We start from the raw sequence: 12732 nt of genomic DNA on the forward strand, positions 1-12732 counted from the left end.
GCCCATGACCGTGAATTCCGCGCACACCGCCCTCTGGCCCGCCCCGCACGCGAGCGGAGCCGTCGACGCGACCGTCCATGTGCCGGGATCCAAATCGGTCACCAACCGCGCCCTGGTGCTGGCCGCCCTCGCCTCCGAGCCCGGGTGGCTGCGCCGCCCGCTGCGCTCCCGCGACACCCTGCTGATGGCCGGGGCGCTGCGGGCGATGGGCGTCGAGATCGAGGAGGGCGTCGGTCCCGACGGCACCGGCGAGTTCTGGCGGGTCATCCCGGCGGGTCTGCACGGTCCCGCCACCGTCGACGTCGGCAACGCCGGCACGGTCATGCGCTTCCTCCCGCCGGTCGCCACGCTCGCCGACGGACCCGTCCGCTTCGACGGGGACCCCCGTTCGTACGAGCGCCCGCTGCACGGGGTGATCGACGCGCTGCGCGTGCTCGGTGCCCGGGTCGACGACGACGGGCGCGGCGCGCTGCCGATGACCGTGCACGGCGGCGGCGCCCTGGAGGGCGGCCCGGTCGAGATCGACGCGTCGTCGTCCTCGCAGTTCGTCAGCGCCCTGCTGCTGTCCGGCCCGCGCTTCAACCAGGGCGTCGAGGTGCGCCACACCGGTTCGGCGCTGCCGTCCGTGCCGCACATCCGCATGACCGTCGACATGCTGCGCTCGGTCGGCGCCCAGGTGGACACCCCGGAGTCCGGCGGCGAGCCGAACGTCTGGCGGGTCACGCCGGGAGCGCTGCTCGGCCGCGACCTCACGATCGAGCCGGACCTGTCGAACGCCCAGCCGTTCCTGGCGGCGGCACTGGTGACCGGCGGCAAGGTGGTGATCCCCGACTGGCCGGCCCGCACCACCCAGCCCGGTGACCGGCTGCGCGAGATCTTCACCGACATGGGCGGCTCCTGCGAACTGACGGACTACGGTCTCGTGTTCACGGGATCGGGCGCCGTGCACGGCATCGACGTGGACCTCGGCGAGGTCGGCGAGCTCACCCCCGGTGTCGCGGCCGTCGCGGCCCTCGCGGACTCCCCCTCGACCCTGCGCGGGGTGGCGCACCTGCGTCTGCACGAGACGGACCGGCTGGCCGCGCTGACCAAGGAGATCAACGAACTCGGCGGCGACGTCACCGAGACCGCCGACGGGCTGCACATCCGCCCGCGCCGCCTGCACGGCGGTGTCTTCCACACCTACGAGGACCACCGCATGGCCACCGCCGGCGCGATCATCGGCCTCGCGGTCGAGGGCGTGGAGATCGAGAACGTGGCGACGACCGCCAAGACGCTGCCCGACTTCCCCGACCTGTGGACCGGGATGCTCGGGGCGTAGGGACCGTTCGCCATGCGCCGCTACGGCAAGCACACCGACGAGGACGACATCCGCTCCCGCCCCAACCGCAAGGGCAACCGGCCGCGCACCCACATCCGGCCCAAGCACGAGGACGCCGCCGAGGGCCTCGTCCTCACCGTGGACCGGGGCCGGCTGACCTGCCTCGTCGAGGACCGGGTCGTCATGGCGATGAAGGCACGCGAACTGGGCCGCAAGGCGGCGGTCGTCGGCGACCGGGTGGCACTGGTCGGCGACCTGTCCGGCACGAAGGACACGCTCGCGCGGATCGTCCGCATCGAGGAGCGCACCTCGGTGCTGCGCCGCACGGCGGACGACGACGACCCCTACGAGCGTGTGGTCGTCGCCAACGCCGACCAGCTCGCCATCGTCACCGCCCTCGCCGACCCCGAGCCACGCCCGCGCCTCATCGACCGCTGCCTGGTCGCGGCGTTCGACGGCGGTCTCACCCCGCTGTTGGTGATGACCAAGTCGGACCTCGCCCCGCCCGACGAACTGCTCGGCCTGTACGGCGCGTTGGACATCCCCTACGTGGTCACCAGCCGCGCGGAGCTGGAGGACGGGGACGCCGCCGACCGCGTGCGCGAGCACCTGGACGGCAGGGTCACGGCGTTCGTCGGCCACTCCGGTGTCGGCAAGACGACGCTGGTCAACGCGCTGGTCCCGGAGGACCGCCGCCGCACGACGGGCCACGTCAACGCGGTGACGGGACGCGGCCGGCACACGACGACGTCCGCCCTCGCCCTGCCGCTGTCCTCGGACCGGGGCGGCTGGGTCGTCGACACCCCCGGCGTACGGTCGTTCGGGCTCGCCCACATCGACCCGTCCCGTGTGATCCACGCCTTCCCCGACCTGGAGCCGGGCACGGAGGGCTGCCCGCGCGCGTGCAGCCACGACGAGCCCGACTGCGCGCTGGACGCGTGGGTCGCCGAGGGCCACGCCGACCCGGCGCGGCTGTACTCGCTGCGCCGGCTGCTGGCGACGCGGGAACGGACGGAAGGCGACTGACCTCCGCGTTGTTGGCCGTGCTCGCCTACCGGCAAGTGCATAATCGCACCAAGCCGGATCCAAGCCCGAGCAAAAGCCGACGGATCGACGAAGCGGTCACGGTACGGGACCACGGAAGGACGACACATGGCGTGGCTGCTGGTCATAGTGGCCGGGGTGCTCGAAACCGGTTTCGCCGTGTGTCTGAAGCTGTCGCACGGCTTCACCCGGCTCTGGCCCACGATCGCGTTCTGCGCCTTCGCGCTGGGCAGTTTCGGCCTGCTGACCATGTCGCTGAAGAAGCTCGACGTCGGCCCGGCGTACGCCGTGTGGACCGGCATCGGTGCGGCGGGGACCGCCATCTACGGCATGGTGTTCCTCGGTGACCTGGTCTCCACGCTGAAGATCGTCTCGATCAGCTTCGTCATCATCGGCGTGATCGGTCTTCAGCTGTCGGGCTCGGCACACTGACGCGTCCGCCCGTCACGGCGTCAACTGCCGTGGCAGGACGGTGCGGACGAGTTCCGACACGCCCCCCTCGCCGGGCGGGGCCGCGACGCACGACAGCGCGAGCCGGACGGTGAGTTCGCAGGTGCGGGCGAGGTCGGCGGCGTCCGCGCGGGGTGCGCCCGGCCCGGACAGGGCGGCGACGGCGCGGTCGCGGACGAGGGTCACGAAGTCGCCGGGCGAGGGCAGCGGACCGTCCGCCCGGCGCTGGGCCGGCACGGCCGAGGAGGACGGTACGGCCCCGGGCGCCGGGGCGGGCAGCCACGCACCCCAGCAGCCGGTGAGCATGGCCCGCACCAGCGCGTTCTCCCCGGCGGCGGAGGCCGTCCACTCGGCCGTCGCGGTGAGCCGCTCGCGCGGGTCGCCGAGCGCGGAGAGCGCGCGCTCCACACCGGCGAGGTACCCGTCCGCCTCCCTGCGGACGAGGGCCCGGCCGAGACCCTCCTTGCTCCCGAACTCGTTGTACAGCGTCTGCCGCGACACTCCGGCCGCCGCCGCCACGTCCACCATCCGCACGGCGGTCCACGGCCGCCGCGCCAGCGCCGCGTACGCGGCGTCGAGCAGGGACTCCCGGGCTGCCGGCACCATCGCCTCCCTCGGCCGGAGCGACTCAGCGCCCAGATTTGACGGGTATGCCACCCCTGTCAAGGCCCCGCGCAACCCACCGCACCAGCCGGGCAGTCACGCCCGCCGCCCTAGCTGCGGACAGTCGTGCCGCTGTGGCGGCACGGGTGGGCGCAGCGGCACCCCGCCACGCCGGACCGCGCACCCACCCCCGCCCCGCACCGGCCCGCCCGCACCCCTCGAACACCGGCTCACCGAACCGCGCCCCGCAACGCCGCACGCAAACCCTGGTGGCCCCGCCCCACCCCCGCCCGATAGCGTGGGCGCATGCCGGACTACCTCGACGACCTCCGCCTCGCCCACGTCCTCGCGGACGCCGCAGACGCCGCGACGATGGACCGCTTCAAGGCCCTCGACCTGAAGGTCGAGACCAAGCCGGACATGACCCCGGTGAGCGAGGCCGACAAGGCCGCCGAGGAACTCATCCGCAACCACCTCGCCCGCGCCCGCCCCCGCGACGCCGTCCTGGGCGAGGAGTACGGCACCGAGGGCACCGGCCCCCGCCGCTGGGTCGTCGACCCGATCGACGGCACCAAGAACTACGTGCGCGGCGTCCCCGTCTGGGCCACGCTCATCGCCCTCATGGAGGCCGGCGAGGGTGGTCACCAGCCCGTCGTCGGCCTGGTCTCCGCCCCCGCCCTCGGCCGCCGCTGGTGGGCCGCCAAGGACCACGGCGCCTTCACCGGCCGCAGTCTGACCTCCGCCTCCCGGCTCCAGGTCTCCGAGGTCTCCACGCTGTCCGACGCCTCCTTCGCGTACTCCTCGCTCAGCGGCTGGGAGGAGCAGGGCCGCCTTGACGGCTTCCTGGACCTGACCCGCGAGGTGTGGCGCACGCGCGCGTACGGGGACTTCTGGCCGTACATGATGGTCGCCGAGGGGTCGGTGGACATCTGCGCCGAGCCCGAGCTCTCCCTCTGGGACATGGCCGCGAACGCCATCATCGTCACGGAGGCCGGCGGCACCTTCACCGGCCTCGACGGCCGCCCCGGCCCGCACAGCGGCAACGCCGCGGCGTCCAACGGCCGGCTCCACGACGACCTGCTCGACCACCTCGGCCGGCGCCGCTGAGCCGGCACGCCGAACCGCCCCCGCACGCCCGCCGACTCGCCCTCCGCGCCCCCTTGTTGACCCCCGCTTTACCTGCCACTCTGAGAGTCCCCCCACTTGTGAACTTGTGAATCCATGAACTAACTCATGGATCACCGGCAGGAGGTGGCTCCACCCATGCTCGTCCGCGAAGCCATGAGCTCGGTCGTCCTCATCATCGGCCCCGCCCACACCCTGCGCCAGGCCGCCGCGCTGATGTCCGCCCGCCGCGTCGGCGCGGCCGTGGTGCACGACCCCGACGCCGGCGGCATCGGCATCCTCACCGAACGCGACATCCTCAACTCCCTCGGACGGGGCCAGGACCCGGACACCGAACGCGCCCACGCCCACACCACCACCGACGTCGTGTTCGCCGCGCCGTCCTGGACCGTGGAGGAGGCGGCCGGGGCGATGGCTCACGGCGGCTTCCGCCATCTCATCGTGCTCGACCGTGACGAGCCCGTCGGCATCGTCTCCGTCCGCGACATCATCCGCTGCTGGGCGCCGGTCAGGCAGGCACCGGCACAGCAGGTGCCCGCCTGACCGTGACACGCGAAACGGGCCGGACCCCCGTTCCCGGGGATCCGGCCCGCCGCCACGACAAGCGGTCCAGTGCTGGACGTCAGCCGCGCAGGGCCTGGACCGCGGCCTCCAGCCGCTTGCCGAAGTCGCCGTCCGCCTGACGGAAGTTGTTGATCGCGCGGTCGACGATGTCCTCGCGCGAGACCTGGGAGATGGCGCCGGCCAGGTTGCCGACCAGGCGCTCCTTCTCCTCGTCCGTCATCAGCCGGTAGAGGTTGCCCGCCTGGACGAAGTCGTTGTCCTCGGCGTGCACCGGGGCCACGGTCTCACCGGTGACGCCGGAGACCGCGACCGGCTGCCACAGCGCCCGGTCCGTCTGGAACGGGCCGCCGAAGCTGTTCGGCTCGTAGTTCTTCGCACCCTTGTGGCGGCCGTCGTACAGGTAGCCGTCGCGGGAGTTGGTGCGCGCCTCGGTGGCGTGCGGGCGGTTCACCGGCAGGTGGTCGGCGTTGATGCCGACGCGGTAGCGGTGGGCGTCGCCGTAGGCGAAGAGGCGGCCCTGGAGCATCTTGTCCGGGGACGGGCCGATGCCGGGCACGAAGTGCGCCGGGGAGAAGATCGACTGCTCGACCTCGGCGAAGATGTTCTCCGGGTTGCGGTTGAGCTCCAGCTTGCCGAACCAGACGATCGGGTAGTCCGCGTGCGGCCACACCTTGGTCAGGTCGAACGGGTTGAAGCGGTAGTCCGCGGCCTCGGCGACGGGCATGATCTGCACGCCGACGGTCCAGGACGGGAAGTCACCGCGCTCGATGGCCTCGCGCAGGTCGCGCTGGTGGGAGTCGGGGTCCTCGCCGGCCAGCTTGTCGGCCTCGGCCTGCGTGAGGCACTTGATGCCCTGGTCGGTCTTGAAGTGGTACTTGACCCAGAAGGCCTCGCCGGCCGCGTTGTTCCACTGGTAGGTGTGCGAGCCGAAACCGTCCATGTGGCGGTAGGACGCCGGGATGCCGCGGTCACCGAACAGCCAGGTCACCTGGTGGGTGGACTCGGGCGACAGGCTCCAGAAGTCCCAGACGTTGTCCATCTCGGTCGAACCCGTGTAGGGGTCGCGCTTCTGGGTGTGGATGAAGTCGGGGAACTTGATGGCGTCCTTGATGAAGAACACCGGGGTGTTGTTGCCGACGAGGTCGTAGTTGCCCTCTTCGGTGTAGAACTTCAGCGCGAAGCCACGCGGGTCGCGGACGGCGTCCGCCGCACCCAGGTTGCCCGCCACGGTCGAGAAGCGGAGGAAGGTCTCCGTCTCCTTGCCGACCTCGGAGAGGAAGGCGGCGCGCGTGTACGGGGTGACATCGGCGGTGACCGTGAAGGTGCCGTAGGCGCCGGCGCCACGGGCGTGCACGACACGCTCCGGGATGCGCTCACGGTTGAAGTGGGCGAGCTTCTCGAGGAGGAGCTGGTCCTGGACGAGCACGGGGCCGCCGACGCCCGCGGTCTCGCTGTTCTGGTTGTCGGCTACCGGAGCACCGGCTTCCGTAGTGAGCGGTCCCTGAGTCACGTACGCCTCCTGCGCCAATCCTGCAAAACCTGTCCCTTGGCTAATGCCGAACACGATCCTACAATGGACAATGTCTAAGTCAAGTAAGGCTCCAAAGTCACACCCGTTCGGGACCTGGTCCCCCTTGCTGTTAGGCTGGTCTGTATGAGTGACCTACTGGAACGCCTGCGTGGTCGCGGATGGCGCATGACCGCGCAGCGACGGGTCGTGGCCGAGGTTCTCGACGGCGATCACGTCCATCTGACCGCGGACGAGGTGCACGCCAGGGCGGTCACGAAGCTGCCGGAGATCTCCCGGGCGACCGTCTACAACACCCTGGGCGAGCTGGTCTCGCTCGGTGAGGTGCTGGAGGTCGCGACGGACAAGCGCGCGAAGCGGTACGACCCGAACGCGCACCGGCCGCACCACCACCTGGTGTGCGCGCAGTGCGGCGCGATCCGCGACGTCCACCCGACCGGCAATCCGCTGGCCGATCTCCCCGACACGGAGCGCTTCGGCTTCACGGTCTCCGACGTCGAGGTGACGTACCGCGGCACCTGCCCGAACTGCGCCGCGGCGTAGCACGGTTCACGCGAGAGCCCCGGCACCGATGGGTGCCGGGGCTCTCGCGTTGCGCCGGGCACGGGGCAGCCGCACGCCGAACGCACCGAGGGCCGGAACCCTTTCGGATTCCGGCCCTCGGCCTTCAGTAGCGGGGACAGGATTTGAACCTGCGACCTCTGGGTTATGAGCCCAGCGAGCTACCGAGCTGCTCCACCCCGCGTCGATGAATGGAACACTACGTCACTCCCACGACAAGAAGCAAATCGCCGCTGCTCCCGGGCCCCGGAACGGGTCCGGGCCCAGCGCGGAGCTAGGCCGAGAGCTCCTGCCGCAACGCGTCCCGCAGCCGGGCCGCCCGCTCCGCCACCTCCCGCGGCCCCAGCGACACCGCCCGGTCGGCCCACCGCTGCCCCTCGTCCAGCTCGCCCCGGCGCGCACACACCAGCGCCAGCCGCAACGCCGCCCGCCCGTGCCCGGCGTCGGCGGCCCGGCGCCACCACACGACGGCCTCGGGTTCGCTGCCCTCCCGGGCCAGCAGCAGCCCCAGGTTGAAGGCGCCGTTGCGCGAGCCGGCCTCGGCGGCCTCCCGGTACCACCGCGCCGCCTCCACCACGTCGCCCCGGGCCGCGGCCAGCATCCCGACGCGCACCTGGGCCCGGCGGTGCCCCTGCGAGGCCGCCCGCTCGTACCACTCCTCGCACTCGGTCTTCTCGTGCGCGGGCTCACCCAGCTCGTGCGCGGGTGCCGGCGGCCGGCGCGCGTCGAGCAGCGTGGCCAGGCGGTACGCGGCCTCCGGGCTGCCGCCTCCCGCCGCGCACCGCAGGAACCGCTCCGCCTCCGGCTCGTCGCCGTCCCGCAGCCGCGCCATCCCGACCTGCAGCGCCGCCTCGGTGTGCCCGGCGGCGGCGGCCCGCTCGTACCAGCGCAGCGCCGCGGTGTCCTCGCCCCGTCCGGCGTGCAGGATCCCGAGGTTGAAGGCGGCGTCCACGCTGCCCGCCTCGGCGGCCTTGGAGAACCAGGGCTCGGCGCCGACCGCGTCACCGCCCCGGAGCAGCAGGATGGCCAGCGCGTTCGCGGCCTCCCGGTGCCCGGCGTACGCGGCGCGGCGGTACCACTGCTCGGCCTGTGCCGTGCGTCCCTGCTCGGCGCAGAGCAGCCCGAGGTTGTAGGCGCCGTTGTCGTCCCCGGCGTCCAGCGCGGCCCGGTACCACCGCTCGGCCGTCTGCGGCTCGCCGCGCTCGGCGTGCAGGGCGCCCAGCGCGTTGGCCGCGTTGCCGTCGCCGTCCTGCGCGGCCCGCAGCCACCACACGGCGGCGCTCTCGGTGTCCCCGGCGTCGCGCAGCAGGAAGCCCAGCGCGCAGGCCGCGCGCGGTTCGCCGTCCTTGGCGGACGTCAGGTACCAGCGCCCGGCCTCCCTGAGCTCGCCCCGCCGCTCCAGGATCGCCCCGAGGTGCAGCGCGGCCCGCCGGTGTCCGCGCGCGGCGGCCTGCCGGTACCACTGCTCGGCCTCCTCGCTCCCTTCGGCCGGGCCGGCCCGGTCGGTCACGGAGCGCAGGACACCGTCACCGCCGTCGCCGTCGCCGTCGCCGTCAAGGTCCCGGCCTGCCCGCCGGTCCAGCGTCCGGGCCAGCCGGTACGCGGCTTCCCGGTGCCCCCGCTCGGCCGCCGCCCGCATCCACCGCTCTGCTCCGGCGGCGTCGGCACGGTGCTCCAGCAGGTCGGCGAGTGCGTAGGCCCCCAGCACGTGTCCCTGCTCGGCGGACTGGCGGAGCCAGTACTCGGCCGCGGGCTCGTCCCCGCGCTCGCGGAAGTGCCGCCCCAGCGCGTGGGCGGCCGCGCAGGAGCCGGCGACGGCGGCGATCCGCCACCATCCGGCGGCTTCGTCGGCGTAGCCGCGCTGGTGCAGCAGGACTCCCAGGTTGTTGGCGGCGGCGCGGTCACCGGCCGCGGTGGCGGCACGCAGGTGGGACTCGGCCCCGTCGAGATCACCACGGCGCAGCAGCATGGCCCCGAGCACGCTCATCGCCTCGACGTCGCCGGCCTCGGCGGCGATCCGCCGGCGCACCTCCTCGGCGGCCTCGTCGGCGGCTTCCTGAGCCTCGTCCCCGGTTTCCTCCCGGCCGGACGGCTGTACAAAACGCCCCGTCTCGAACAGATTTGCCATGTCCCCCATAACGTCCATCGTCGCACCACCCGCAACCCGGGTACACCTGGTATACCGCAGCCATTGAGGTCACTTCAGCGTTTTGTCGACATGCCCACAGGGAGACAAGTCAAACACGGATCGCCCCAACTCCCCCTATCGGCGCGGCCGTCACGGCGATCGGCACATGCGTTCGCACATCACGAAGGCCCGGATCCCTCGGGGGGATCCGGGCCTTCGTTGTCGTCGCACGTAGCTCACGACTTCAGTAGCGGGGACAGGATTTGAACCTGCGACCTCTGGGTTATGAGCCCAGCGAGCTACCGAGCTGCTCCACCCCGCGCCGTTGTGTTCACCATCGTATCACGGCGCGGGATGGCGTTTGACCAGCTCAGCCGCTGCCCGACGCTCCGGCGCTGCCGGTCGGGGACGGGCTCGGACTCGCCTTGCCGTCCGGGCTGTTGCCGCCCTCGTCCTGGCCGGTGCTCTTGTCGCCGTTCTTGTCGCCACCGCTCCGGCCGGCCTGCGCCTGCGCGTCCTCGGCCTGCTGGAGGGCCTTCTCCAGGTCCTTCTGCGCCTTGCCGTACGCCGTCCAGTCGTTCTGCTTGAGAGCTTCCTGGCCGGCCTCGAAGGCCTTCTGGGCGTCGTTCAGCGCGTCCTGGACCGTGGGGTTGGTGGACGTCGGCGGCGGTGTGGTGGTGTCGTCGTCCTGGTCCGGCGGCTCGGTGGCCGAGCCCTTCGCCCCGAAGACCTTGTTCAGGGCTTCGTCGAGGGTGTCCTCGAAGGCGGTGTTGCCGCCGTAGGACACCAGCACCTTCCGCAGCAGCGGGTACTTGAGGTCACCACCGCGCACGTAGACCGGTTCCACGTAGAGCAGCCCGCCGTCGAGCGGCACCGTCAGCAGGTTGCCGTACTCGACCTCCGAGTCGCCGCCTCTCAGCAGCCTGATGGACTCGGCGATGTCCTGTTCGGAGTTGAACTGGCTCTGGACCTGTTTGGGTCCGTTCACGGTCGTGCTGGTCTGCAGCTTCAGGACTCTGATCTTGCCGTAGTCCTTGGTGCCCGCTTCCGCGTCGACCGCCATGAATGCGCTGAGGTTGTCGCGCCCGATCGGCGTGAACGTCGTCGTCAGCGAGAACGCCTGCTGCTTCTGGTCCGGCATCTTCATGCTCAGGTAGTACGGCGGCACCGCGTCGCCCGACTTGTTGGTCGGGTCGTCCGGCACCTGCCACACCTCGCTGCCGCTGAGGAACGTCGTGGCGTCCTTCACGTGGTAGCGGGTGAGCAGCTCGCGCTGGACCTTGAACAGGTCCTGCGGGTAGCGCAGATGGGACATGAGCGCGTCGGAGATCTCGCTCTTGGCCTTCACCGTGTTCGGGAACGCCTTCATCCAGGTCTTCAGGACCGGGTCCTGGGTGTCCCACTGGTACAGCTTGACGTCGCCCGTGTAGGCGTCGACGGTCGCCTTCACCGAGTTGCGGATGTAGTTGACCTGGTTCTGCTGGGCCACCACCGCACGCGAGTCGTTGCGCGCGGTCAGCGAGTCGGCGGTCGTGTCGCCGAGCGTCGTGCGGGAGGCGTACGGGTAGCCGTTCGTCGTCGTGTAGGCGTCCACGATCCACTGGATCCGGCCGTCCACCACGGCGGGGTAGGCGTCGCCGTCGATGGTCAGCCAGGGGGCGACCGCCTCGACGCGCTCCTTCGGCGTGCGGTTGTAGAGGATCTTCGACCCGTCGCCGATGGCTCCGGAGTAGAGGATCTGCGGCTCGCTGAACGCCACCGCGTACGCGGCCCGGTTGATCGGGTTGGACAGGTCCACCCCGCTGTCGCCCTTGTAGCTGGTGGTCTTCTCACCGTTGTCGTCGGAGTAGTCGATCTCCTTCTGGGGACCGCCGACGATGGAGTAGGTGGTGGTCTTCTCGCCGTAGTAGACCCGCTGTTCGTACGTCCCGAGGTCGCCCTTGGACGGCAGGTCCGACTCGGTGAAGACCGGGCGTCCCTCGGAGTCGACCTGGGTGCCCTTGGCGGCGACCACTCCGAAGCCGTGGGTGTAGCGGAAGTGGTTGTTGATCCAGTTCTTCTTCGGGATGCCGGCCAGGTTCAGCTCGCGCAGACCGATGACCGTGTCCTGGTCCTTGCCGTCCTTGGAGTAGCGGTCGACGTCCAGGTTGTTCGGGAACGCGTAGTAGTTACGCATCTGCTGGAGCTGCTGGAACGTCGGCGAGATGATGTTCGGGTCCATGATCCGGATCGATGCCGTCGCGTCGACGTCGTCGCGGAGCTGGGTCTTGTCCCCGGTCTTGCTCTCGCCCGCGTACTCGGTGACCTGGGTGCCCTCGATGTCGTAGGCCTTGCGCGTCGCGTCGAGGTTCTTCTCGACGTACGGCGCCTCCTTGGCCTGCTCGTTGGGCTGCACCTCGAACTTCTGGACCAGCGCCGGATACAGACCGCCGATGAGGATCGCCGACAGCACCATCAGGCCGAAGCCGATGACGGGCAGCTGCCACGTGCGCCGCCACAGGGTGGCGAAGAACAGCAGCGCGCAGATGACGGCGATGCAGAACAGGATCGTCTTGGCGGGCAGGTAGGCGTTGGCGTCGACGTACCTCAGGCCGGTCCAGTTGTCGGTGGCCTTGAAGTCGCTGGACTTCACCGCCAGTCCGTACCGGTCGAGCCAGTACGCGACCGCCTTGAGGGCGACGAAGACGCCGATGAGCACGGACAGGTGGCCCGTGGCCGCGGCCGTGGCGCGCGCTCCCGGGCTGGTGACGCGCAGCCCGCCGTAGAGGTAGTGGGTGAGCGCGGCGGCGATCACCGAGATGATCACGGTCGCGAAACCGAAGCCGAGCAGGAACCGGTACCAGGGCAGGTCGAAGGCGTAGAAGGAGACGTCCAGCTTGAACTGGGGGTCCTTCTGCCCGAACGGCACGCCGTTGACCCACATCAGCCACGTCCGCCACTGGCCGGAGGCCGACGCGCCGGCGATCAGTCCGACCAGGGCGGTGACGCCGAGCAGCAGCCACTTCTTGTACGGGGCGATGCCCATCCGGTAGCGGTCGAGGTTCTGCTGCTCCATCGACATGGCGCTCAGCGGCGGGCGGAGCCGGTGGGCCAGCCAGATGTTGAGGCCGACGGCGAGCGCCATGAGCAGGCCGAAGACGAAGAAGAGCCCGATCTTGGTCCACAGCGTCGTCGTGAACACGGACGAGTAGTGGACCGACCGGTACCACAGCCAGTCCGTCCAGAACCCCGCGAACATGGTGAACGCCATGCCGAGCACGGCGAGGACACCGAGCGTCAGCAGCAGGGTGCGGACACGCCGGGACGGGCGGCCCACTCTCATCCGTGGCCCCGTCGGGCCTCCGCCTCGGTCCGGCATCTGGAAAGCCAAGGTGCGCACCTCGAAGTCGCTGTTGATCCGTCAGGCCC

The 12732-nt window shown here is 71.2% G+C and carries 10 protein-coding genes and 2 tRNA genes; 6 read left to right on the forward strand and 6 right to left on the reverse strand.

Annotated features, from left to right (window positions below):
• The first annotated feature begins 4 nt into the window (after nt 1-4).
• The 3 genes from aroA to ACGF3H_RS27325 all read left to right on the forward strand — a co-directional run bounded on the left by aroA (nt 5) and on the right by ACGF3H_RS27325 (nt 2797).
• Nucleotides 5-1321, forward strand: coding sequence for a 3-phosphoshikimate 1-carboxyvinyltransferase (aroA, locus tag ACGF3H_RS27315; protein WP_362486831.1), 1317 nt, complete (start codon nt 5-7; stop codon nt 1319-1321).
• Nucleotides 1322-1333: 12 nt separating this feature from the next.
• On the forward strand, nt 1334-2347 hold the full coding sequence (gene rsgA / locus ACGF3H_RS27320; RefSeq protein ID WP_362486833.1) for a ribosome small subunit-dependent GTPase A: 1014 nt from the start codon (nt 1334-1336) through the stop codon (nt 2345-2347).
• A 126-nt stretch (nt 2348-2473) separates the two neighbouring features.
• Nucleotides 2474-2797, forward strand: a complete 324-nt coding sequence (locus ACGF3H_RS27325; protein ID WP_030145926.1) for a multidrug efflux SMR transporter — start codon at nt 2474-2476, stop codon at nt 2795-2797.
• A gap of 12 nt (nt 2798-2809) precedes the next feature.
• Here the strand turns inward: ACGF3H_RS27325 and ACGF3H_RS27330 are convergent, their stop codons facing one another.
• The gene (locus ACGF3H_RS27330; RefSeq protein ID WP_362486835.1) at nt 2810-3421 is read right to left on the reverse strand and encodes a TetR/AcrR family transcriptional regulator; all 612 of its coding nucleotides are present in this window, start codon (nt 3419-3421) and stop codon (nt 2810-2812) included.
• Nucleotides 3422-3724: 303 nt separating this feature from the next.
• On the opposite strand from ACGF3H_RS27330, the gene hisN reads away from it, so the two are divergent.
• Together hisN and ACGF3H_RS27340 are read left to right on the forward strand one after the other, a co-directional pair.
• Entirely contained in the window at nt 3725-4525 is an 801-nt protein-coding gene (gene hisN, locus ACGF3H_RS27335; RefSeq protein ID WP_362486837.1) for a histidinol-phosphatase, read from the forward strand.
• A 156-nt stretch (nt 4526-4681) separates the two neighbouring features.
• Complete coding sequence (locus ACGF3H_RS27340) at nt 4682-5086, forward strand: CBS domain-containing protein (protein WP_362486838.1); 405 nt, start codon at nt 4682-4684, stop codon at nt 5084-5086.
• 79 nt (nt 5087-5165) lie between these two features.
• On the opposite strand, the gene ACGF3H_RS27345 is transcribed toward ACGF3H_RS27340, so the two are convergent.
• Nucleotides 5166-6617, reverse strand: coding sequence for a catalase (locus tag ACGF3H_RS27345; protein ID WP_362486839.1), 1452 nt, complete (start codon nt 6615-6617; stop codon nt 5166-5168).
• Nucleotides 6618-6761: 144 nt separating this feature from the next.
• On the opposite strand from ACGF3H_RS27345, the gene ACGF3H_RS27350 reads away from it, so the two are divergent.
• The gene (locus tag ACGF3H_RS27350) at nt 6762-7178 is read left to right on the forward strand and encodes a Fur family transcriptional regulator (RefSeq protein WP_189228749.1); all 417 of its coding nucleotides are present in this window, start codon (nt 6762-6764) and stop codon (nt 7176-7178) included.
• A gap of 128 nt (nt 7179-7306) precedes the next feature.
• Here the strand turns inward: ACGF3H_RS27350 and ACGF3H_RS27355 are convergent.
• From ACGF3H_RS27355 to ACGF3H_RS27370, 4 genes are all read right to left on the reverse strand, one after another.
• Nucleotides 7307-7380: transfer RNA gene (locus ACGF3H_RS27355), tRNA-Met, on the reverse strand.
• Between the two features lie 90 nt (nt 7381-7470).
• Nucleotides 7471-9333 (reverse strand): tetratricopeptide repeat protein, encoded by a 1863-nt coding sequence (locus ACGF3H_RS27360; protein ID WP_362486841.1) that lies wholly within the window; start codon nt 9331-9333, stop codon nt 7471-7473.
• Between the two features lie 239 nt (nt 9334-9572).
• Nucleotides 9573-9646 (reverse strand) — tRNA-Met (locus ACGF3H_RS27365).
• A 48-nt stretch (nt 9647-9694) separates the two neighbouring features.
• The gene (locus tag ACGF3H_RS27370; RefSeq protein WP_362487219.1) at nt 9695-12682 is read right to left on the reverse strand and encodes a UPF0182 family protein; all 2988 of its coding nucleotides are present in this window, start codon (nt 12680-12682) and stop codon (nt 9695-9697) included.
• Between the last annotated feature and the right edge of the window lie 50 nt (nt 12683-12732).

This window comes from Streptomyces sp. NPDC048185, assembly GCF_043202495.1.
Taxonomy (GTDB): domain Bacteria; phylum Actinomycetota; class Actinomycetes; order Streptomycetales; family Streptomycetaceae; genus Streptomyces.

Excerpts from the sequence above, each read along its gene's own strand:
- hisN (WP_362486837.1), top strand. The coding sequence starts at position 3,725 with ATGCCGGACTACCTCGACGACCTCCGCCTCGCCCACGTCCTCGCGGAC.
- rsgA (WP_362486833.1), top strand. The coding sequence starts at position 1,334 with ATGCGCCGCTACGGCAAGCACACCGACGAGGACGACATCCGCTCCCGC.
- ACGF3H_RS27360 (WP_362486841.1), bottom strand. The coding sequence starts at position 9,333 with ATGGGGGACATGGCAAATCTGTTCGAGACGGGGCGTTTTGTACAGCCG.
- ACGF3H_RS27350 (WP_189228749.1), top strand. The coding sequence starts at position 6,762 with ATGAGTGACCTACTGGAACGCCTGCGTGGTCGCGGATGGCGCATGACC.
- aroA (WP_362486831.1), top strand. The coding sequence starts at position 5 with ATGACCGTGAATTCCGCGCACACCGCCCTCTGGCCCGCCCCGCACGCG.
- ACGF3H_RS27330 (WP_362486835.1), bottom strand. The coding sequence starts at position 3,421 with ATGGTGCCGGCAGCCCGGGAGTCCCTGCTCGACGCCGCGTACGCGGCG.
- ACGF3H_RS27340 (WP_362486838.1), top strand. The coding sequence starts at position 4,682 with ATGCTCGTCCGCGAAGCCATGAGCTCGGTCGTCCTCATCATCGGCCCC.
- ACGF3H_RS27325 (WP_030145926.1), top strand. The coding sequence starts at position 2,474 with ATGGCGTGGCTGCTGGTCATAGTGGCCGGGGTGCTCGAAACCGGTTTC.
- ACGF3H_RS27370 (WP_362487219.1), bottom strand. The coding sequence starts at position 12,682 with ATGCCGGACCGAGGCGGAGGCCCGACGGGGCCACGGATGAGAGTGGGC.